Annotated in this window: 19 protein-coding genes; 12 read left to right on the forward strand and 7 right to left on the reverse strand. The window is 60.4% G+C overall.

The annotated features are described in order from the left end of the window. The 3 genes from AAFH49_RS11470 to AAFH49_RS11480 all read right to left on the reverse strand — a co-directional run. Positions 1-257: hypothetical protein (locus AAFH49_RS11470; RefSeq protein WP_342298223.1), on the reverse strand; the 257-nt coding region annotated here is incomplete at its 3' end. Between the two features lie 82 nt (positions 258-339). After that, on the reverse strand, positions 340-570 hold the full coding sequence (locus tag AAFH49_RS11475; RefSeq protein ID WP_342298224.1) for a hypothetical protein: 231 nt from the start codon (positions 568-570) through the stop codon (positions 340-342). Positions 571-659: 89 nt separating this feature from the next. Beyond that, complete coding sequence (locus AAFH49_RS11480) at positions 660-2,078, reverse strand: BON domain-containing protein (protein WP_342298225.1); 1,419 nt, start codon at positions 2,076-2,078, stop codon at positions 660-662. Positions 2,079-2,540: 462 nt separating this feature from the next. On the opposite strand from AAFH49_RS11480, the gene AAFH49_RS11485 reads away from it, so the two are divergent. The 6 genes from AAFH49_RS11485 (at position 2,541) to AAFH49_RS11510 (ending at position 10,103) form a co-directional block, all read left to right on the forward strand. Beyond that, positions 2,541-3,389: a hypothetical protein gene (locus tag AAFH49_RS11485; protein ID WP_342298226.1), complete on the forward strand. Its 849-nt coding sequence runs from the start codon at positions 2,541-2,543 to the stop codon at positions 3,387-3,389. 253 nt (positions 3,390-3,642) lie between these two features. After that, entirely contained in the window at positions 3,643-4,050 is a 408-nt protein-coding gene (locus tag AAFH49_RS11490) for a GlcG/HbpS family heme-binding protein (RefSeq protein ID WP_342298227.1), read from the forward strand. Positions 4,051-4,145: 95 nt separating this feature from the next. Beyond that, positions 4,146-4,490 (forward strand): SMI1/KNR4 family protein, encoded by a 345-nt coding sequence (locus tag AAFH49_RS11495; protein WP_342298228.1) that lies wholly within the window; start codon positions 4,146-4,148, stop codon positions 4,488-4,490. A gap of 75 nt (positions 4,491-4,565) precedes the next feature. Further along, positions 4,566-7,985: a methylmalonyl-CoA mutase family protein gene (locus AAFH49_RS11500; protein WP_342298229.1), complete on the forward strand. Its 3,420-nt coding sequence runs from the start codon at positions 4,566-4,568 to the stop codon at positions 7,983-7,985. 103 nt (positions 7,986-8,088) lie between these two features. After that, positions 8,089-8,802: a TRADD-N-associated membrane domain-containing protein gene (locus AAFH49_RS11505; protein ID WP_342298230.1), complete on the forward strand. Its 714-nt coding sequence runs from the start codon at positions 8,089-8,091 to the stop codon at positions 8,800-8,802. 299 nt (positions 8,803-9,101) lie between these two features. Beyond that, positions 9,102-10,103, forward strand: coding sequence for an NADP-dependent oxidoreductase (locus AAFH49_RS11510; protein ID WP_342298232.1), 1,002 nt, complete (start codon positions 9,102-9,104; stop codon positions 10,101-10,103). Between the two features lie 270 nt (positions 10,104-10,373). On the opposite strand, the gene AAFH49_RS11515 is transcribed toward AAFH49_RS11510, so the two are convergent. Together AAFH49_RS11515 and AAFH49_RS11520 are read right to left on the reverse strand one after the other, a co-directional pair. Then, the gene (locus AAFH49_RS11515) at positions 10,374-10,892 is read right to left on the reverse strand and encodes an SgcJ/EcaC family oxidoreductase (RefSeq protein WP_342298233.1); all 519 of its coding nucleotides are present in this window, start codon (positions 10,890-10,892) and stop codon (positions 10,374-10,376) included. Positions 10,893-11,722: 830 nt separating this feature from the next. Beyond that, entirely contained in the window at positions 11,723-12,637 is a 915-nt protein-coding gene (locus AAFH49_RS11520) for an outer membrane beta-barrel protein (protein WP_342298234.1), read from the reverse strand. Between the two features lie 201 nt (positions 12,638-12,838). On the opposite strand from AAFH49_RS11520, the gene AAFH49_RS11525 reads away from it, so the two are divergent. Then, a complete protein-coding gene (locus tag AAFH49_RS11525; RefSeq protein WP_342298236.1) occupies positions 12,839-14,773 on the forward strand; it encodes an acyl-CoA synthetase in 1,935 nt (644 codons plus the stop codon). Positions 14,774-14,862: 89 nt separating this feature from the next. Here the strand turns inward: AAFH49_RS11525 and AAFH49_RS11530 are convergent, their stop codons facing one another. Both AAFH49_RS11530 and AAFH49_RS11535 read right to left on the reverse strand, forming a co-directional pair. Next, positions 14,863-15,300, reverse strand: a complete 438-nt coding sequence (locus tag AAFH49_RS11530) for a hypothetical protein (RefSeq protein ID WP_342298238.1) — start codon at positions 15,298-15,300, stop codon at positions 14,863-14,865. A gap of 70 nt (positions 15,301-15,370) precedes the next feature. Beyond that, complete coding sequence (locus AAFH49_RS11535) at positions 15,371-16,459, reverse strand: adenylate/guanylate cyclase domain-containing protein (protein ID WP_342298240.1); 1,089 nt, start codon at positions 16,457-16,459, stop codon at positions 15,371-15,373. 214 nt (positions 16,460-16,673) lie between these two features. Here AAFH49_RS11535 and AAFH49_RS11540 point away from each other — a divergent pair, with 214 nt between their 5' ends. The 5 genes from AAFH49_RS11540 (at position 16,674) to bamJ (ending at position 20,586) form a co-directional block, all read left to right on the forward strand. After that, the gene (locus AAFH49_RS11540; protein ID WP_342298242.1) at positions 16,674-17,549 is read left to right on the forward strand and encodes an aldo/keto reductase; all 876 of its coding nucleotides are present in this window, start codon (positions 16,674-16,676) and stop codon (positions 17,547-17,549) included. A gap of 178 nt (positions 17,550-17,727) precedes the next feature. Further along, positions 17,728-18,804, forward strand: a complete 1,077-nt coding sequence (locus tag AAFH49_RS11545) for an OmpA family protein (protein ID WP_342298243.1) — start codon at positions 17,728-17,730, stop codon at positions 18,802-18,804. A gap of 93 nt (positions 18,805-18,897) precedes the next feature. Beyond that, positions 18,898-19,461: a pseudouridine synthase gene (locus AAFH49_RS11550; RefSeq protein ID WP_342298244.1), complete on the forward strand. Its 564-nt coding sequence runs from the start codon at positions 18,898-18,900 to the stop codon at positions 19,459-19,461. Positions 19,462-19,581: 120 nt separating this feature from the next. After that, entirely contained in the window at positions 19,582-19,716 is a 135-nt protein-coding gene (locus tag AAFH49_RS11555) for a hypothetical protein (RefSeq protein WP_262905905.1), read from the forward strand. Between the two features lie 237 nt (positions 19,717-19,953). Further along, positions 19,954-20,586, forward strand: a complete 633-nt coding sequence (gene bamJ / locus AAFH49_RS11560; protein WP_342298246.1) for a BamJ family beta-barrel-assembly machinery protein — start codon at positions 19,954-19,956, stop codon at positions 20,584-20,586. The last annotated feature ends 46 nt before the right edge of the window (positions 20,587-20,632 follow it).

Genomic DNA, 20,632 nt, shown 5'->3' on the forward strand with positions numbered 1-20,632 from the left:
ACCGTAGCCGGCGTGTGGAGGTGCGCGGCCAGGTGGGCCAGCATGGCCTTGATGCCGGGCTCATCGGCCAGCTCCTGCCGCCGCCAGCTTTCCCCGGTGAAAATGTAGGGATCGAAGAAGGAAATGCGGTTGGCGTGCAGCAGCAGCAGGCGGCCATCTACGCCACCGGCCAGCTCGTCGGCATAAAGCACGGCGCGCTGTGCTTCGGGATAAAAGCTGGTTAGGACAATGAAGGAGAGTTTCCGGGCAGTTTTCATTGTGAGATGAAATAGTGAAGCAGTTTAGGAATTCGACAAGGCTGACGTCCTGAACAGCTTCATCACCACCGGCTATTCCGCATCAAAACGAACCGGCGTAAGCGCCCAGCACGCCCGGATTGCGGGCCATGCCGGCCTCCTCGGTCAGCGTATCGTCGAGGCGGTAGTCAAATTCAGTCAGGAGGCGGGGCTCCCAGTAGCGCTCCGGCGCCGGATGATACGGGAAAGCGGTGCGGCCGGAAGCAGGTGATTCAGCAGTGAGATGGGACTGAGAAATGGTTGGGAAAGCGGTTTTTTGGGTGGGCTGGGTCATAATTCAGAATGAGGTGGATTAACAAGTTTATCAGCAAGCTGTATTCGTATCATCATATGCATTACACACTACTAATGAGCCGCTTATTCTCAGTGCAGCGGCCGTAAATGATTGTTCACATCGCGGGCCCCGCAGTCGCGGGCATCGGCGGCGGCACGCTGCCGCTCCAGCCACGTATCCACGGTGCCGGTGAGGGTGGCGCGGCCGTTGGCCACACGCACCTCAATTTCCTGGTCGTGCAGCAGCGCCGACCAGTAGAAATGCAGCCGGATGCGCTGCTCCAGGGCCAGGTCGGCGGCGGGGCCTTCGAGGTCGGCTGTGTTGTCGTCATCGCCGGGCTGCGGCTGCGTTGGGGCCACGCGCACGTGGTTTTCCAGCTCTACTACCCCGTTGATGCCGCTGGCTACCTCGGCCGTACGCTGCTGGTCGAAGTGCGATTCGACGGAACCGCCCACCTGCACGCGGCCGTCCTCCACGCTCACCAGCAGGTGGTAGCCGGCCAGGTAGGCATCGGCGGCCAGGGCCGCTTTCACCTGCTGCTGAATCACGTCATCGTCCACCGGCTTGGCGGGGTGCACCTGGAGCTGGTTGTGCACATCTTTCACGCCCAGCACGTTGCGGGCATCCTGGCCGGCGGCGCGGCGGGCCCGCAGGTTGCTCACGGTGCCGGTCAGGGTCACGGTGCCGTGGTCGACCTGCACGGTGGGCGCATCGGGCTGGCAGCGTGGGTCGTAGCGCAGGGCATCGCGCACGGCCTGGGCCACGTCTGCGTCGGCTTTCGGGGCAAAGCGCTGGTGGCGCAGCATCTTATCCAGCGCCCACGGGGCCACTTGCAGCTGCGTGGCATCGACGCTGGTGGCCCCGGCCCGGTGGGCGGTGGCCAGCACGTGGTCATACTCGGCCGCCGTGCCCACGGTGCCGGTCAGGCGCACAGCGCCGTGGTCGGCGGCAACGTCCACGAGCGGGCTTTTCACGCGCAGGTCCCAGGCCAGGCAATTCTGAATGTGGGCGGCAATGTCCTCATCGGCAGCGGTTACCGGGCCGCCGTGCACCACCAGGCGGTTGTGCACGTGGCGCACACCGGGCACGCCGCGCAGGGCCCGCAGCACCAGCAGCTCCTCGGCCCAGGTTTGCACGGTGCCTTCCAGGATAACCTCGCCGTCGTTGGCGTAGCTGCGCACCTGGTAGCGGCGCACGGCGGGGTCGTTTTGCAGGGCCCGCGTCACCCGGCGCTGCAGCTCGGCATTGGGCACATCGGGCGTGCGGATGACCAGCTCGTTCACCACGCCGCGCACGCCGCGCACGGCTTTGGCCACTTCGGCCGCCCGCTCCCGCGCCAGCAGGTTGTCGGTGAAGCCGCTGAGGACCACAATGCCTTCGTGCGTGGCCACATCCACCAGGTGCGACGTGACGCCTTTCTTGAGCATAAACAGCAGCTCGATGGCCGCCGTGATGTCGGCATCGGCCAAATGCTCATCCGTGTGAAGCGTTGCGGGCTGGCTTTTCATGGCGAAGGGATGAAAACAATAAGGAGTACCCGGGCGCAGGCCGCGCTCGGTGCGCCGCCCCGGGAGGAGGCGAAGCAGGCCGCGCCGGGCGGCTTAGTAAGCCGGAAACTGAGGCGGGGCGGCAGCTCTTTGGCGTAGGCTAATCAGCAGAAAGCCAAGCACCAGCATCAGCGAAAACAGAAGCGAGGGCGTAACCATAACAGCGCTATTTAAAGGCCAGTAAACAGTTTCAATCGGTAGCTTACCAATTACTGCAAGTTGCACCCACCCACTGCCGCGAGTCCGTGACAACAATCATATATTTCCATGATTTTGATTATTCCTTCCCGACCCCCACGCCGGGATTCAAGCCGCCGGGGCCCTGCCCTGTGCGCCGGGCCTGCGTGGCGCGGCAGCGCAATTGCAGCCCAACTGCTTAGTTTTGCTGATTCCCCAATTTCGCCCGATTCAATTAAGCTGCCTATGCAACCGGAAACCGCTACTTATTCTTCCTTTAAAACCGACCGCCGCAAGTTCTACATCGTGGCCGCCAACGGCACGGCGCTGTATGTGCTGGCTTATTATCTGGTGTGGGGCCTGCACCAGATGGCCAAGCTGGCCGTGTCGCACCACTTTCAGCTGCGCGGCATCTGGGACCCCAGTACCATTCGCTACACCCTGGCCGACAACGAGTGGTGGCGCACGGCCATCATCGCGGTGTATGGCAGCGGGCCGGTGGTGTGCCTGATACTGGGGCTGGTGGCGTTTCGCTGGTTTTGGCGGGGCGAGCGGGCACGACGGGGGCAGTTTAAGCTATTGTTGCTGTGGGTGGCTTTTCACTCCTGCAACGCCGTGTTCGGGGCTTTGCTGGCCGATACGTTCACGCATTCGGGCTTCTGGTACGTGCCCGACTGGCTCTTGGGCCTTGGCAATGTGCTGAACGTGATACTGGCGCTGCTGGCCGGGCTGGTGCAGCTGGGCCTGGGCTATTTCGGGGCCATTGCCTTCCTGCAGGCCCATGACTCGCACACGGTGATGCGCTACGACAACCGCCAGCTTATGGTGGTGAGCACCCTCGTAGTGCCCTGGGTGGCGGGCAGCGTCTTCATTGCCCTCACCAAAATGCCCTACCTCAACGTGCAGGAAAGCCTGCACCTGGCCATGATGGGCCTGTTGGTGACCCCGCTGGCCCTGGGCTGCCTCAACGAAGTGTTTTCCGAAACCGTGAAGCGCCCCCAAGCCACGCGCGTGGCCTGGGGCCTGCTGGGCCTAGCCATTATGGTGGCCGTGGTGTGGCGGCTGGCTCTGAGCCCGCCGCTGACTTTCGGCTAATCTCACTCAAACCGAACACGAAAGCCCCGGCCAGCCGGGGCTTTTTTTATGCCTCGCTCCTACCCAAATAACCTGCCCTCAATGGCCTGGGTCAGCATTTCGTGCGTTTGCAGCCCTCGGGCAATTCGCGCAAATTGATTTACCATCATCGCAATTGCCGCGCCGGAGCCAACCAAATGGGTCGAAATCCGCTTAGAAAACCAACTAAGCATCGGCTTCAACACCATCTTTCACCCCAATCCACACCAGTTTTATGGGAATCACCCTGCAACAAGCCCAGGCCGCCATTCAGGCCGCCCACCAGAAATGCCTCGAAATGGGCGTAAAAATGAACATTGCCGTGGTCGATGCCGGAGCCAACCTCACGGCCTTCATCCGCATGGACGATGCCTGGCTGGGCTCGCTTGACATCTCCATCCGGAAGGCCAAAACGGCCCGCTACTTCGATATGCCCACCGGCGCAATCGGCGGCCTGTCGCAGCCCGGCGGCTCGCTTTTCGGCATCGAGCATTCCAACGGCGGCCTCATCACCTTCCCCGGCGGACTACCCATTAAGGATGCCGACGGCCACGTAATCGGGGCCATTGGCGTATCGGGCAGTACCGTGGAGGACGACCACGCCGTGGCCGAAGCCGGCATGAAGGCCATTGAGCACCAATAGAAACTGGCGCTGCTTAAGCTAATTTTAGACGCCCTGGCTATTTTGTCGGGGCGTTTTTCATAAGTAAAACTCAACTGAAAACACTTCAGCCCTTTATGCTCTCACAGTATCAGCAGGACTTTTTAGATACTCTTGGCTTTACGCCTCCACGGGAGTATTTGGCCTATTTACTTGATGCCGAAGGCACGTATGAATTTGGGGGAGCTTACCTGATTGAAATCGATGAATTGCTACAATTCAATAATGACTACAAAGCAGATGAGTTCTGTCCCGGCTATTTTCTAATTGGCTCTGACGGCGGCGGTGAGGCCTTTGCCATCGAGAAAACAACCGGCAATTTCATTCAAACACCTTTTATTGGCAACGATGAAGAAACTCCGATTGTAGTTGGCCGAACGTGGTCTGAATTTCTGGAATATCTGCAAACCGAATATTGCTAGCCCGTTTCCAACCCCGCCCCGGCCGCCCCGCCGGGGCGTTTTTCGTACCTTCGCGCACCCAAAAACGACTTTTCTATGCACCCCGCTCCCACCGCGCCCTACAAGCCTAAAAACCACGTTCGCATTGTCACCGCCGCCGCTTTGTTCGACGGGCACGATGCGGCCATTAACATCATGCGCCGCATCATCCAGAGCAGCGGCGCGGAGGTGATTCACCTCGGGCACAACCGCTCGGTGCAGGAAATCGTGGATTGCGCCATTCAGGAAGATGCCCAGGCCATTGCCATCACCAGCTACCAGGGCGGGCACAACGAGTACTTCAAGTACATGCACGACCTGCTGAAGGAGCGCGGCGCGGGCCACATCAAAATCTTCGGCGGCGGCGGCGGCGTGATTCTGCCTACCGAGATTGCCGAGTTGCAAGGCTACGGAATCACCCGCATCTACTCGCCCGATGATGGCCGCGCTATGGGCCTGCAAGGGATGATTAACAACCTGCTGGAGCAGGCGGATTTTCCGACCGGCGAGAATTTGAACGGCGAAGTGGGCCACGTGAAAGAGAAGGACGCCCGCAGCATCGGCCGCCTGATTTCGGCGGCGGAGAACTTCCCCGAGGAGTTTGAGCGCGTAAAGGGTGACCTGGTAGTTGCGTTTCAGACCAGTGAAAACGAGCAGAACCAGAATCTGAGCAACCGTCGCCCCGCGCCTATTCTGGGCATTACCGGCACGGGCGGCGCGGGCAAATCCAGCTTGGTGGATGAGCTGGTGCGGCGCTTTTTGATGGATTTTCCGGATAAGACCATTGCCATTATCTCCGTCGACCCCAGCAAGCGTAAGACCGGCGGGGCGCTGCTAGGCGACCGCATTCGGATGAATGCCATCAACTCGCCACGGGTGTACATGCGCAGCCTGGCCACGCGCCAGAGCAACCTGGCGTTGAGCAAGTATGTGCAGGACGCGGTAGACGTGGTGCGCGCCGCCAACTACGACCTGATTATCCTCGAAACCTCCGGCATCGGCCAATCCGACACCGAAATTATCGAGCACTCCGACGCCAGCCTGTATGTGATGACGCCCGAGTACGGCGCGGCCACCCAGTTGGAGAAAATCGACATGCTGGATTTCGCCGACGTTATAGCGCTGAACAAGTTTGATAAGCGCGGGGCGCTGGATGCGCTGCGCGACGTGCGCAAGCAGTACCAGCGCAACCACGGCCTCTGGGACACGCCCACGGACCAGATGCCGGTGTTCGGCACCATCGCCTCCCAGTTCAACGACCCGGGCATGAACCGGCTGTACCGGGCGGTACTGAAGATGCTGGAAACCAAGACGGGGGCCCTATTTGCTTCGCACCTGGAAACCAGCGCCGAGGACTCGGAGAAGATTTACATCATCCCGCCGCACCGCACGCGCTACCTCTCCGAGATTGCGGAGACGAACCGCGCCTACGACCAGCGCGTGCGTGAGCAGGCCAACATCGCGGAAGTGGCCGGGGCGTTTGCGAAGCTGGAACAGCACTACCGCGACGAGAAAAAGAGCAGCGACAGCATGGTGGGCGAGTTCGAAAAGAACAAGCAAACGCAGCTCCGCCGGCTCGATGCCGACAGCCAGGCCATTCTCGAAAACTGGGAAAACACGCTGCAGAACTACCGCAACCCGGAGTACGTGTACTCGGTGCGGGGCAAGGAAATCCGGGTGCAGACGCACACCAAGTCGCTCTCGGGGAATATGATTCCGAAGGTGGCGGTGCCGCGCTACACGGGCTGGGGCGACCGGCTGCGCTGGGCCATGCAGGAGAATTTCCCCGGCGAATTCCCCTACACGGCCGGCGTGTTCCCCTTCAAGCGCGAGGGCGAAGACCCGACGCGGATGTTTGCCGGTGAAGGCGGGCCGGAGCGAACAAACAGACGTTTTCACTACGTGAGCATGGGCCTGCCCGCCAAGCGCCTGAGCACGGCCTTTGACTCGGTGACGCTGTACGGCGAGGACCCGGATTTGCGGCCCGACATCTACGGCAAAATCGGCAACGCGGGCGTAAGCATCGCCTGCCTCGATGATGCCAAGAAACTGTATTCGGGCTTTAATCTGGCCAACCCCAGCACGTCGGTTTCGATGACCATTAATGGCCCGGCGGCTACGCTGGCGGCGTTTTTCATGAATGCGGCCATCGACCAGCAGTGTGAGCTATATATTAAGGAGCACGGGCTGACGGAGGAAGTCGATGCCAAAGTCGACCAGATTTTCGCGGCCAAGGGCCAGCCCCGTCCCCGCTACCAGGGCGAGCTGCCGGCCGGTAACGACGGTCTGGGCCTGCTGCTGCTCGGTGTGACGGGCGAAGACGTACTGCCGGCCGACGTGTACGCCGCCATCAAGGCCAAGACGCTGACGCAGGTGCGCGGCACCGTGCAGGCCGACATCCTGAAGGAAGACCAGGCGCAGAACACCTGCATTTTCAGCACCGAGTTTGCCCTGCGCCTGATGGGCGACGTGCAGGAGTATTTCATCACCGAGAAGGTGCGGAATTTCTACTCCGTGTCCATTTCGGGCTACCACATTGCTGAGGCGGGCGCCAACCCGATTACGCAGCTGGCCCTCACGCTGAGCAACGGCTTCACATTCGTGGAATATTACGTGAGCCGGGGCATGAGCGTGAACGACTTCGCGCCCAACCTGAGCTTCTTCTTCTCCAACGGCATCGACCCCGAATACGCCGTGATTGGGCGGGTGGCGCGCCGCATCTGGGCCAAGGCCATGAAGCTGAAGTACGGTGCCGACGCCCGCAGCCAGATGCTGAAGTACCACATCCAGACTTCGGGCCGCAGCCTGCATGCCCAGGAAATCGACTTCAACGACATCCGCACCACGTTGCAGGCGCTGTATGCCATTTACGACAACTGCAACTCGCTGCACACGAATGCCTATGACGAGGCCATCACCACGCCCACCGAGGAATCGGTGCGCCGGGCCATGGCCATTCAGCTCATCATCAACCGCGAGCTGGGGCTGGCCAAGAACGAGAACCCGCTGCAAGGCTCCTTCATCATCGAGGAGCTGACCGACCTGGTGGAAGAGGCGGTGCTGCTCGAATTCGACCGCATCACGGAGCGCGGCGGCGTGCTCGGGGCCATGGAAACCATGTACCAGCGCGGCAAAATCCAGGAGGAAAGCATGCACTACGAGATGCTGAAGCACACCGGCGAGTACCCCATCATCGGGGTGAATACCTTCCTCTCGTCGAAGGGCTCGCCCACGGTGGTGCCGGCCGAAGTTATCCGGGCCACGGAGGAGGAAAAGCAGTACCAAATCGACATGCTCCAGCTGCTGCACCAGCGCAACGCCGACCAGGCCCCGGCGCGCCTCAAGCAGCTCCAGCAAGTGGCCGTGGCCAACGGCAACCTCTTCGCCGAGCTGATGGAAACGGTGAAATACTGCTCGCTCGGCCAGATTACGAACGCGCTGTTTGAGGTCGGCGGGCAGTACCGGCGGAATATGTAGTTTGCATAAGATTCTTAACAAGCCAGTATGGTTCAAAAACGGAATCATACTGGCTTTTTCATTACAAACAAGTCATCATATGTCATCAACTCTCACCAGCATCGTGTTTGAAAAATTAGGCCAAGTTATATTTTTCAATAAAAAAATACGAAATGCAACATTGTTCATTAATTTATTGGCCATAGTTTCGGGCATAACTTTATTAATATATCTAACCTTATATGGAACCAAAGAACAGCTCAGCTATTATGTTAATTTTACCTCAATTTTCTTTTTTATAATACCTATAATCACAGCTTTCTCATTTATATCTTACTTAATTTCTTCCAGAAAAGGAGTAACTGAAATCGAGTTAGATAAGATACACCAGGAAAGGGAGGAAATAACCCAAAAAATAGAAGACAAAAACGACTTAGATATTTTCAACACCATCCAATTAAGCTTAAATCAGCTAAACGAATATTATGCTATCAATAAGGGGCAAGCCAGAAGCAGTTTCATGTTCAGCATATTCGCGATAGTAATTGGGTTGATAACAATATTAGGCGGTATTTGGCTTAAGTATTTTGAAGTAATAAAAATAGAAGTAACTTATTTAACAACAATTGCTGGCGTTATTTCAGAATTTATAGGAGCAGCCTATTTCTTCATGTACAAAAAAAGTATAGAGCAAGTTAATTTATTTTTTGGTCAATTAATAAAAATTCAAGACACAATGCTATCTATCAATCTTGCGAAAAACAATCCTAACGCAGAAAGAAGAAGCAATTTAGAGGAACGTATAATCTTGTCTCTGCTTGAAAGAAGCTTAAAGTAGAAATACTTATGACCAATAATAAATCTTGCCTTCTCTTAATTGGCAAGGGTTTAGTAGAAATGGAGACTTAACTTCAAATGCCACAAGGCAAAACTTCCGGAAAATCCCCCACACCCTGCCTTCCCCACCTCGGGAGGGCAGGGTGTGGTGCGTAAAGGCCCCTCGCCGCCCAGCCGGGCGCGGCGCAGCGACGCGGCCCGCTTCGGCAGCGGCTTTGGGGACGCGGGGCATTTATCCTACCTTGTGAGGGCTACATCTCGCGTCCGCTGGATGAGCGCACTCCCTCAACACTTCGCAACATGAAGGCATTTGTACTAACGCGTTACGGCAGCAACAAAGAGATACAGGCCGCCGAGATGCCGGAGCCGCTGGTAAGAGCGGATGATGTGTTGATTCAGGTCAAAGCGGCCAGCGTCAATCCGGTGGATTTTAAAATCAGGGACGGGCAACTCAAACAGGTGCTGCCACTGCGCTTTCCGCACATTTTGGGCAACGACGCGGCCGGCGTGGTGGCGCGGGTTGGGGCGAATGTGACGCAGTTTAAGCCCGGCGACGAGGTATATGCCCGGGTCGACGTGGACCGAATGGGGGCTTTTGCCGAATATGTGGCCGTGAACGAAGCGGCCGTGGCCCCCAAACCCACCAGCAGCACCATGGAAGAAGCCGCGGCCATGCCGCTGGTGGCCCTCACGGCCTGGCAAACGCTGCGCGACGTAGGCCAGCTGCAACCCGGGCAACGGGTATTCATTCACGCCGGCTCGGGCGGCGTGGGCACGGTGGCCATTCAACTGGCGAAACACTGGGGGGCTTTTGTGGCCACTACCACGAGCACGGCCAATGTGGATTGGGTGCAAAAGCTGGGGGCCGACCTGGTCATTGACTACAAAAAAGAGGCGTTTGAAAACGTATTGGCGGGGTACGACCTTGTGTTGGACACGCTGGGCGGGGACGCGCTGGATAAGTCTTTCCGGGTGCTGAAAGCCGGCGGCAAAGTCGTTTCCGTGGCCGGGCCGCCCGACCCGCAGTTTGCCAAAGACCAAGGCATGAACTGGTTTTTGCAGCAGGTGATACGGCTGCTCAGCTTCCGCATCCGCCGGCTTGCGAAAAAGCATCACGCCAGTTATTCCTTCCTGCTAATGCACCCAAGCGGCGCGCAGCTGCGCGAGCTTGGTTCGCTCATGGATGCCGGCATCGTTCGGCCGGTGGTGGACCGGGTGTTCCCGTTTGAGGCCACCAAGAAGGCGTTGGAATACCTTGAAACCGGACGGGCCAAGGGCAAAGTGGTGATTAAGCTGAGCTAAATTTTTACTCGAAACCGGCAAAGGTCAGGAGCTTTACCTGTTGCTTTCCCTGTCGGAAGCGAAGTCGTTGGGGTGCCGTTTTGCTATATTACCTGCACGCGGCCCGCTTCGGCAGCGGCTTGGGGCGCTTCCCAAGTGCCCGCCCCTACTCATTATAGCAAGAGCTTAGATAACCACAGGGAGCCAAACAAAAACCGCCCCGGCAGCTAGAGCAGCTACCGGGGCGGTTTTCATTGGGGATTGGCTGGCCAAATCTGACCAGCGGGAGGCTTACTTTTTGGCGCTGGCAACGGCATGGGTCTGTTTCATGGCCTTTTCGTCAATTGGGGTTACCTGGCCGGCCGCCGCCAGCCACTGGCCGCTTTTCTTCACCAGCACCATGGTTTCGATGGCCCGCCAGGGCGCTTGCTTGTTGGTGCCCCGGTCGACGCCATCCGGGGGGTAGGAAGTGCCGATGAGCATTTCCTCATTCGCCACCGCCACATCCGGCGCAATGGAGCGCACCGTCATGTTGGAGGGCTTGAAGGGCACCCCTTTGTACATCGAGCTGAAAAGCCCCGTATGGCCCTGTATCACCTGCTGCTGCCCACTCCAATGCATGCCAATCGGGGTGATGAAGCTGATATCCTTGGTGGTGTAGGTGGTCATTTCCTGAAAGTGGTGATTGTTCAGGTTGGCGTCCCAATGGCTGATGACCGCACGAATGGCCTTGTCGTCGGCGGGTGCTAGCTGGGCCGAAGCCAGGTGACTGGCCAACAATCCGACGATACCTAGTAATAACTTTTTCATGGCATTGGAGTGCGAAAAGTGAAAAGATGAATGTATCGGGGCAATGCTAACTGGCAAAAAAGGCCGGCGGGCATGGTCAATACCCACCTGCTGCCAGATATCGCAGCGAAGACAATCAAATATAGTAAATAATATATTTATAATATTATTTTACCCATTCCTTCTTACTCCCTAACTGCGGACTAAAAGCAGGGCGTTACGCTAGGCTTAAAATCGAACGGGTTCAAGCATAGCGGGTCGCACTCCGCACGGCTGACGTGAGTCCTGCCTTTGCCGCTCATCAAAACCATTGTGTTAAAGCGCCTAAACAGAAGTGTAGCTCGCCAAAATGCAGAAGGAAATAGTTTGGCCAGGCTGAACTTGCTGAACGCGCATGGCAAGGTGACGCAGCGCCTGAGGCAGTAGCCAGTCCCGCTGGTACTTGCGGCCCGGTGCCTACCTTCATTCAACTGCCCACTAATGCAGGCCCGGATACACATGCTGCGAACCACCCTCCTGATTAGGCTACTGGCCGGCCTTATCTCCTGCTCCCGAAATACGGCGCATACACTGGCGCGAGTTTAGGCGTAGCCGTAACTCGTGCCTACCATCCGGGCGAGGCTGCGCCTCGCAGCCGAACGACCCGGCAGCCCGTGACGGCGCGGTATGGCCTTGCCGCGTTGCGGCAGCGCAGGCGCAGCCTCCGCGTCAAGGGCAGTCACGAGTTACGGCTGCGCCTAAACTCGCGCCAGTTGGGGTGGCGTGAGCGGGGTAAGCAGCAATAAAAAAGGGGATGGCCTGCGCGCAGGCCATCCCCTTTTTTTGCTTTATGCGCGTGCTCCCGGCCGGCGCTAGAGGGCGCTGGCGGCTTTGGCGGGGCTGAAGAAGTAGGTGGCCGTGAGCTGGGCCACGCGCTGGCGGTAGGCCGTGGGCTCGGTGCTGAAGGCGGGGGCCTTGCCGGTTTGCTGGTTCACGAGGCCCAGGCCGTAGCCGAGCTGCACCTGCACAGCCCGGAAGCGGTAGCCGATGCCGGCATTGAGGCCGGCATCGAAGCGGCGGGCCACCACGGGGCCGCTGTTGGCGTCGTAGGGCGCGGGGTAAGTGTTAGCGTTGCTGCCGGTGCCTGTGCCCGTGACCGGAGCGCCGGGGTAGGTGTCGCGGTAGATGAAGAACGTGTTGCCGTAGTTGTAGTAGTTGTTGGTGCTGCTACTGCTGCCGCCGTTGTTGCTGGTGGAGTTGCCCTGGTTTTCAATCTCGGTGCGCCCGCCCATGCCAAACGCCACGTAGGGCCCGGCAAAGACCTGGAAGCCGTGGTCGCCGCCGGTGGTGTACACCAGGTTTACGGGGATTTCGAGGTAGTTGGCGCGGCTGGTGCTGTGCAGCTTCTCGGTGAGGGTGCTTTTGGAGAAGGGAGCGCCCCCAAACGAGTAGGTGGTCGTGGTGGTGGCATCGAGCGTTTGCTCCACCCCTTTTTGAGAGAACAGCACGGCCGGCTGCAGGGCCAGGTTGCCGAAGCGCACGTCCAGTACCGCGCCAAACTGCGGGGCAACGATGGCCTGGCGATTGTAGCTCTGCTGCGTGTTCGATACGATGGTGGCCGTGCCGCTGTTATTATTGCTGAACTGGTAGGCGGGGTCGTCGCCGGCACGGGTGGCCAGGTTGGCCCCGGCACGCAGGCCCAGGCTGATGGTGGTTTGGGCCCGGGCAGCGGGCGCGGCGGCCAGCAAAGCGGCCACGGTGGAGAGGGAAAGGAAGCGGAGCGTCATTAAAATGAGTAGTTGTTAAAAAAATGAAAAGGCAATGATTCCGGCGAAGGTAATGAGCGGTTCTTAACCGGGCAGGCCCACCCGGCCCAGCCGTAGCAAGCGCCTGGGTACGTACCCAGGGTGGCCGGGCGGCTTCCTGCCTACTTTTGATAAAAAACCGATTTTCTACGGCTTCTGCCAACTCTTCTCCCCCTCTTTTACATGCCGGGCTACCGCAACCTCGACGACATATTAACCATTGAGCAAACGCCGCTGGCCGCCCAGCCCGTGCCCGCCCACACCCTGGCCCTGCTCGAACGCGGCCGCGACCGCAACCCCGCCGCGCTGGCCCTGCGCTTCGTATTCAGCGGCGAGCGGCCCACCGAGTCGGTCGATTTCACCTACGCGCAGCTGGTGCAGCGCTGCTACCAGACCGCCAACATGCTGCACGAGCTGGGCGTGGGCCCCACCGACGTGGTATCGTACCTGCTGCCCAACCTGCCCGAAACCCACTTCACGCTCTGGGGCGGTCAGGCCGCCGGCATCGTGAACCCGCTGAACCCGCTGCTGGAGCCAGCCCAGATTGCCGAAATCCTGAACGCGGCCGGCACCAAGGTGCTCGTCACGCTCCGCGCCTTCCCCAAAACCGATATCTGGCAGAAGGTGGCGGCCGTGGCCCCGCTGGTGCCCACGCTGCGCACGGTGGTGACGGTGGATTTGCTCGATTATCTGCCGCCGACGCAGCGGCTGCTGGTTAGCGCAATGCGACTGGTGCAGCCCAAGCCCAGCCTGCCGGGCATTCAGGTGGTGGATTTCGCGCAGGCCAGCCGCCGCCAGCGCGGCAACCGGCTGGTATCGGCCCGGCACATTGCGCCCACGGATGTGGCCTGCTACTTCCACACCGGCGGCACCACGGGCACGCCCAAAATCGCGCCGCTCACGCATTATAATATCACGAGCACCACGTTTGCCTCCTCGCAATTGCTGGGCGGCGAGGCCGCGCCCGAGCGGCTGGTGTTCTTTTGCGGGCTGCCGCTGTTCCATGTGAATGGCGTGGTGGTGACGGGCAGCGTGCCGTGGCTGCTGGGCCACACGGTGGTGCTGGGCAGTCCGGCGGGCTACCGGGGCCCGGGCATTCTCGATAATTTCTGGCAGCTGGTGGCGCACTACCGCATCTCGCTGTTCAGCGGCGTGCCCACCATTTTCAGCAAGTTGCTCACGTTGCCGGTCGAGGGGCACGACTTAAGCTCGTTGCGCTACGCCATCTGCGGGGCCGCCCCGCTGCCGGTGGAGCTGCTGCGGGCGTTTGAAGAACGCACCAAGCTGCGGCTGGTGGAAGGCTACGGCTTCACCGAAGGCAGCTGCATCAGCGTGGTGGGGCCGCTGGCGGGCGCGCCCATGCCGGGCAGCATCGGCCTGCGCGTGCCGTATCAGGACGTGCGGATTGTGATTCTGGACGAGCTGACCGGCGAATTCCAGCGCTTCGCCGAAGCCGAAGAAAGCGGCGTAATGGTGGTACGGGGCAGCAATATCTTCCACGGCTACCTGCAGCCCGAGCACAACAAGGGCATCTGGGTGGACACCGGCGACGGCCAGGGCCCCTACTACAACACCGGCGACCTGGGCCGGATGGATGCGCAGGGCGGCTTCTACATCACGGGCCGCAAGAAGGAACTCATCATCCGGGGCGGCCACAACATCGACCCCAAAGTCATCGAGGATGCCCTGATGGCCCACCCCGCCGTGGCCCTGGCCGCCGCCATCGGCAGCCCCGACGCCCACGCCGGCGAGCTGCCCGTGGCCTACGTCACCCTCGCCCCCGGCCAGGAAGCCACCGAGGGTGAGCTACGCGCCTTCGCCGAAGCCAACATTCCCGAGCGCGCCGCCTGGCCTAAGCAGGTTTACACGGCGGCCGAATTGCCGCTCACGGCCATCGGCAAAATCTTCAAGCCGGCGCTTGCTAAGCAGGAAATCAGCCGGGTGTATCACCGCCACCTGGCAGTGGTGCCGGAGCTGACGGTGGATTCCATTACCGTGCGCGACGACAAGCAGCGCGGGCTGGTGGCGGAAATTTCGGTGAGCGGCGCGGCTGCGGATGAAGCTATTGTGCAGGCCCTGCTGGGGATGGCGGTGCCATATGACGTGCGGCGGGCATGAACGATGTAGGGGCGGGGCCTGTCCCCGCCCGCCCTTTCGCATCGTTGCAATGTATTCCGTTCAACGACGGGCGGGGGCAGGCCCCGCCCCTACGTCAGCAACCGGGCCTGGTGCGCGATGTTTATAAGTGCCGGCGCATTCTGGAGCGTGGCCAGCACCACTTCCTTGGCGGCCTGCTTCAGCTCGTCTTTGCTGATGTCGCGGGTTTCTTCCTGCACCAGCTCGGCCAAGGCCTGGAAGGCGTGTACCAAGGCTTCGCGGCGGGGGCACTCGGCGTGCAGCTCGGCGTAGACGGCGGTGAAGTGCTGCTTGATTTTCTTGCGCCGGATGCGGAAAACCGACTCTTTGCTCACTGAGGGCTGGATGGAATCGAGCAGCGCCACCAGGGGCAGCAGCTTGGTGGCGGTGGTAGCTACCGCGCCGGTGAGGCTGGGCCGGCGGGCTTTCTCGGTAGCGGCTTCAGGCATGCTGCCCTGGGGCGGCGACACCGCTTCGGGCTCGGCGAAATCATCGAAATAAGTAGCCATAAAAGCCTTTTCGGGTAAGCGGCATTGGTTGTGCAAAGGCGAAAATAACAGGCAATTGACTACCGCCCGTTCATTGGATTTCGGCCGAATACAATGCCACGGTGCCGGCCTTGCCTCGCAGCGGAAATGCGCCCAGGGCCTCAAACTTAAATTCGGGCGGGTGCGGAAGCGCCTCGTAGAGCGAGGCCGAGAGCAGTAGGCGGCTCTGCAGGGCGTTGCACTGGGCCTCGATGCGGGCGGTGGTATTGAGCACATCACCGTGAAAAACCAGCTCGGTTTTCACCGCGCCTACCTGGGTGGCCATCACCGGGCCGCCGTGCAGGCCGGCTTTGAAGGCGGGCACGGCCCCGTAGGTGCGCAGGTAGTAGTCGCGGCGGCGATTGATGGCTTCCTGCATGGCAAAGAAGCAGCGCACGCACCGGGCCTGCTCAATGCCGGGCCGCCACTCCCAGGTCACCACGATTTCATCGCCCACGTACTGGTAAATTTCGCCCCGGTGGGCCACGATGGGCGCGCCCATGTCGAAGAAAAAGTCGCGGATGAGGTGGCTGTACCGCTCGTTGCCCAACTCTTCGGCTAGCGCCGTGGAGCCCTTCACATCGACAAACAGGAAGATGCGCTGCTCGGCCACCGGGTGGTGGTAGCGCCCCAGAAACAGCCGCAACAGTGCGGGGCGGCCTATCTTATTACTAAGCTGATAGAGCAATGAGGTGAATAAGCTGAGGATGCCATAGCCCGTGAGCAAGCGCACGAAAGCCTTGCCCTCGGGCCGGATGGCCAGGGCGCGCCAGCTTTGGAACCCCTCGGCATCAAGCGCGGCCAGCAGGGTGTTGTCGACGGCATTGCCGAAGATGCGGCGGATGAGAAAGAGCATCAGCCAGAAACCGGCCAGGTAGAACAGCATGCCCAGGCCCAGCCGCGCCACCAGCCGCACCCGCGCAAACAGCTGCGGGTACACGTACACTTCGAGCGCGGCCACCAGCAGCCCCACCGGCCCGCCCACTTCCAGCGCCAGCCGCACATCGAGCCCCGAAAGTGTGCCGCGCACCAGCAGCACCAGCAGCAGCGTGCCCAGCACAAAAAACAGCGTGAGCGCCAGCACCGAATGCCAGTAGAACCGTTGCAGGGGCCGCCGCCAGGGCGAGGAAGTGAAAGCCATAGAGCGCGAATTACGCAGAAATTGCGCTGGTTAGCCCGTCATGCTGAGCGGAGTCGAAGCATCTCTACTGCGCGAGCAATTCATTTACTACTGCGGTAGAGATGCTTCGACTTCGCTCAGCATGAAGCCCAATTCCCGCTAATGGTCCGTTTTATATTTCAAACATCCCGGCCCGCCAACCGTCTTCTAACTACCTAACCCCTTAACACTGCTCATGCCCACCATCACCATTGCCCAAAACTCCGCCCAGCCGCTTACCGTCAACCGCCTCGGCTACGGCACCATGCGCCTCACCGGCCCCGAAATATGGGGCGAGCCCGCCGACCGGCCCCAGGCGCTGGCCATTCTGAAAAAAGCCGTTGACTCGGGCGTAAACTTCCTTGACACCGCGGACTACTACGGCGAGGACATTACCAACCGCCTCATCGCCGAGGCCCTGCACCCCTACCCGGCCGACCTGATTATCTGCACCAAAGTGGGGGCCACCCGCAAGCCCGACAAAAGCTGGGTGGCTTTTAACACCCCCGAAAATCTGCGCACTGCCATCGACAACAACCTGCGCACCCTGAAGCGCGAGCAGATTCAGCTGGTACACCTGCGGCTGATGGGCCACGGCGCGGTGCCGCTCGATGAGCAGCTCGGGGCCATGTTTGAGATGCAGCAGGAAGGAAAAATCCTGCACGTGGGCCTGAGCAACGTGAACCGCGAGGAGCTGGAAGCCGGCCTGAAGCTGGGCGAAATTGCCACCGTAGAGAATATGTACGGCTACGCCCAGCGCACTTCCCTGAGCGCGCCGTACGGCGAAACCCGGGGCGGCGAAGAAGTGCTGGCCCTGTGCGAGCAGCACGGCATTCCGCTCATCCCCTTCTTCTCGCTGGTGCACGGCCTGCCCAACGCCGGCAACAAGCTGGCCGAAATAGCCCGCAAGCACAACGCCACCGAGGCCCAGCTCAACATTGCCTGGCTGCTGCACAAGTCGCCCTGGATTCTGCCCATTCCCGGTACGTCGTCGCTGGCGCATTTCGAGGAAAACATCAAGGCGGCCGACATCAAGCTGAGCGCGGAAGACATGGCGTACCTAGCTAGATAGCGCCGATGGTGGAAGTAGCCCGGAAAATAAAGACCGGGCAGCAGGCCGCCTCCGACAGTAAGCAACATTGTCATTATCCCTGCTAAAAGGCTGCCAGAATGTGTTCCGGCAGCCTTTTTGTATGACCGGTGTCCATAACTCGTCCGACAAAATTCCTGGTCTATTTATTTCTGACGACATGAAACGCCGCTTTTGGTATGGCCTGGGGGCGCTACTGCTGGCCGCCCCGGTGCACGCCCAATCCCTGACGGGCATATGGCAGGGAGTCGAATCTGAAACCAGCAAGCCCAATGCCTACTGGCCCGCCGTGCTGCGCCTCCAGAAAAGCAAGGGCACCGATATATTCGGCGTGCTCTACCAGGAAGTGGGCGGCAACCCCGGTATTTCGGTCACCTTCCAGATGCAGGGCGGCCGCACCGCCACCGGCCTGCGCCTCGAACACGAGAGCAAGCTGAACGAAACCGGCCGCACCCCCACCAGCTACTGGTGCGACGGCTCCATCACTTTCACCTACGACCCCGCCCTAGAGAAGCTCACCGGCCACGCCACCTACCGCCCCGTGGGCGACTGCAGCGTGGGCACGTTCACCTTCTACCGCGTCAAGCTGAAATCGCCGGCCACCGTTCCGGCCGGCACCGAAAGCACCATCCGCGTATCGGGCCGCAACGTGCTCTGGTTCGCCGATGCCGAGCTACAGCAGCCCCTGGCCGCCGGCAACACCTACCGCACCAAGCTCAGCAAAACCACCACCTTCTACCTCAAGCAGGCCTATTACCCAACGGAGCAAAGCCCGGTAGTGCCCATCACCATTCAGGTAAGCGGGGCCAAACCGACCCCGGCACCCACGCCCCCGCCACCACCCACGCCGCCCGCCGACTCAGTCGCCAAAGCTCCGGCCGTGCCTGCGCCTATTCTGCCCGCCGCGCCAGCTCCAGTGGTGCTGCCCACCGTGCTTTTCCGGCTGGGAACGCCCGAGCTGATGCCCACCGCCGCCCCGGCCCTCGACCAGCTGGCCACCGAGCTCAAGGCCCGCCCTACCTTGCGGCTGCGCATTGCCGGCTACACCGATAAAATCGGCGAGCCCGACAAAAACCAGCTCCTCTCCGAGCAGCGCGCCGATGCCGTGAAAGATTACCTGGTAAAAGCCGGCATTGCGCCCGAGCGCCTCAGCACCATTGGCTACGGCGACTCGCACCCGCTCCACCCCTCGCCCGACGCCCGCAACCGGCGCGTGGAAGTGGAGGAAATAAAATAACTACCCCGTAGCGCGGACTCTGCGAGTCCGCGCCTGCCAACACAATCCGCCGCCCACGCGCAGACTCGCAGAGTCCGCGCTACTTCCCAAATCATGTCCCATCGCCACTTTCTCATTCACAAGCCCTACGGCTACCTCAGCCAGTTTGTGGGCGAAGCCAAGAAGAAAAAGCTGGGCGAGTTCCACGATTTCCCCGAAGGCATCATGGCCATCGGCCGCCTCGACGAAGACAGCGAAGGCCTGCTCCTGCTCACCACCGACGGCCAGATGAGCGAGTACGTACGCAGCAAAAAGGTCGAAAAGGAATACTATGCACAGGTCGACGGGCAAATGACCGAAGATGCTTTAAACCAGATGCAGGCCGGAGTCGAAATCGGCATCCACGGCGAGAAATTTCTCACCAGCCCCTGCGCCGCCCGCCGCCTCGACCCTGCTCCCAGCTTCGCCCCGCGCACCCGCAAAATCCGCGACGACCGGCACGGCCCCACTTCCTGGGTCAGCATTACCCTCACCGAAGGCAAATTTCGCCAGATTCGGAAGATGACGGCGGCCGTGGGCTTCCCCACGCTGCGGCTGTTTCGGGTGCGGGTGGGCGATATCTGGCTTGGTGACCTAGCTCCGGGCGCGGTAGTGGAAGTGCCGGACTTCGGTTTGTAAACCCCGCCAGCGTGGATTAGTCCATTATTAAATCATTATTTTATGCTGCATGCATAACATTTAACTTCGACTGTCGTATCTTTGCACCAGCATTCGACACTAGCCTTATGCCTTATTGATATGAAAAAAACCACTGCTTTCTCGTTTTCTTCGCTGCTGCTTCTGGGCGGCGTGACCTACCTGGCTGCCAAACTGGCCGACCTGGACCTGACGTTCTTCTTCCACGGCGACGACGACCAGCACCACTACTGCTAAGCCTTATTTTATCGTTACGCAGCATTCTATCAGTGTTATTACTGAAAAAGCCCGGCCCATTAGCCGGGCTTTTTTGTTATCGCATCGGCCAATGCGGCGGGCCCGGGCGGTTCGGCGCGGCTTTTGGAACCTTGCCCCGGCAACGGCGTAACCCGTTCAACACTTTTTTCACCGGCTGCCGGTGGTGGCCCTCGTGGCCGCAGCCGCGGCAGCTTCACCAATCCCCCTCCTGGTTTTATGAACCTCGATTCCCACCAAGCTCAGGTGAGCTACATCATTGGCCGCGACTTGGCCCGCAATTTTGCCCAGCAGGGCCTCGAATTGGACGTTGATACCTTGGCCGGCGCGCTGAAAGAAGGCCTCCAGGGCCTCCCCAGCCGCCTCACCCAGGAGCAGATGCAGGCCGCCATGCAGCAATTGCAGGAGCAAATGGGCGGTGCCGACGAAGACGATAATTCCCAAGACCCCGAATCCATGAAGAACAACAAAGCTGAAGGCGAAGCCTTCCTCGCCGAAAACGCCAAAAAGCCCGGCGTCACCACCCTGCCCAGCGGCCTGCAGTACGAGGTAATCACGCAGGGCACCGGCGCCAAGCCCACCCTGAAATCGTCGGTAACCACGCACTACCACGGCACCCTGATTAACGGCACCGTGTTCGACAGCAGCTACCAGCGCGGCCAGCCCGCCACCTTCCCCGTCAACGGCGTAATTGCCGGCTGGACAGAGGCCCTGCAGCTAATGAACGAAGGCTCGAAGTACCGCCTCTACATCCCCTCCGACCTGGCCTACGGCAAGCGCGGCGCAGGCCGCGACATCCCCGGCGACACCGCGTTGATTTTCGACGTGGAGCTGCTGAAAGTGAACAACTGAGCGAGCGTAGCGGCGGGGGCCTCCCCCGCCGCTACCCGCACGGCGG

This window comes from Hymenobacter segetis (assembly GCF_038448715.1).
GTDB classification, from domain to species: Bacteria; Bacteroidota; Bacteroidia; order Cytophagales; family Hymenobacteraceae; genus Hymenobacter; species Hymenobacter segetis.

What these genes read in the sequence shown, in the direction of transcription:
- AAFH49_RS11475 (WP_342298224.1), bottom strand. Translation starts at nt 570, where the DNA reads ATGACCCAGCCCACCCAAAAAACCGCTTTCCCAACCATTTCTCAGTCC.
- AAFH49_RS11480 (WP_342298225.1), bottom strand. Translation starts at nt 2,078, where the DNA reads ATGAAAAGCCAGCCCGCAACGCTTCACACGGATGAGCATTTGGCCGAT.
- AAFH49_RS11485 (WP_342298226.1), top strand. Translation starts at nt 2,541, where the DNA reads ATGCAACCGGAAACCGCTACTTATTCTTCCTTTAAAACCGACCGCCGC.
- AAFH49_RS11490 (WP_342298227.1), top strand. Translation starts at nt 3,643, where the DNA reads ATGGGAATCACCCTGCAACAAGCCCAGGCCGCCATTCAGGCCGCCCAC.
- AAFH49_RS11495 (WP_342298228.1), top strand. Translation starts at nt 4,146, where the DNA reads ATGCTCTCACAGTATCAGCAGGACTTTTTAGATACTCTTGGCTTTACG.
- AAFH49_RS11500 (WP_342298229.1), top strand. Translation starts at nt 4,566, where the DNA reads ATGCACCCCGCTCCCACCGCGCCCTACAAGCCTAAAAACCACGTTCGC.
- AAFH49_RS11510 (WP_342298232.1), top strand. Translation starts at nt 9,102, where the DNA reads ATGAAGGCATTTGTACTAACGCGTTACGGCAGCAACAAAGAGATACAG.
- AAFH49_RS11515 (WP_342298233.1), bottom strand. Translation starts at nt 10,892, where the DNA reads ATGAAAAAGTTATTACTAGGTATCGTCGGATTGTTGGCCAGTCACCTG.
- AAFH49_RS11520 (WP_342298234.1), bottom strand. Translation starts at nt 12,637, where the DNA reads ATGACGCTCCGCTTCCTTTCCCTCTCCACCGTGGCCGCTTTGCTGGCC.
- AAFH49_RS11525 (WP_342298236.1), top strand. Translation starts at nt 12,839, where the DNA reads ATGCCGGGCTACCGCAACCTCGACGACATATTAACCATTGAGCAAACG.
- AAFH49_RS11530 (WP_342298238.1), bottom strand. Translation starts at nt 15,300, where the DNA reads ATGGCTACTTATTTCGATGATTTCGCCGAGCCCGAAGCGGTGTCGCCG.
- AAFH49_RS11535 (WP_342298240.1), bottom strand. Translation starts at nt 16,459, where the DNA reads ATGGCTTTCACTTCCTCGCCCTGGCGGCGGCCCCTGCAACGGTTCTAC.
- AAFH49_RS11540 (WP_342298242.1), top strand. Translation starts at nt 16,674, where the DNA reads ATGCCCACCATCACCATTGCCCAAAACTCCGCCCAGCCGCTTACCGTC.
- AAFH49_RS11545 (WP_342298243.1), top strand. Translation starts at nt 17,728, where the DNA reads ATGAAACGCCGCTTTTGGTATGGCCTGGGGGCGCTACTGCTGGCCGCC.
- AAFH49_RS11550 (WP_342298244.1), top strand. Translation starts at nt 18,898, where the DNA reads ATGTCCCATCGCCACTTTCTCATTCACAAGCCCTACGGCTACCTCAGC.
- AAFH49_RS11555 (WP_262905905.1), top strand. Translation starts at nt 19,582, where the DNA reads ATGAAAAAAACCACTGCTTTCTCGTTTTCTTCGCTGCTGCTTCTGGGC.
- bamJ (WP_342298246.1), top strand. Translation starts at nt 19,954, where the DNA reads ATGAACCTCGATTCCCACCAAGCTCAGGTGAGCTACATCATTGGCCGC.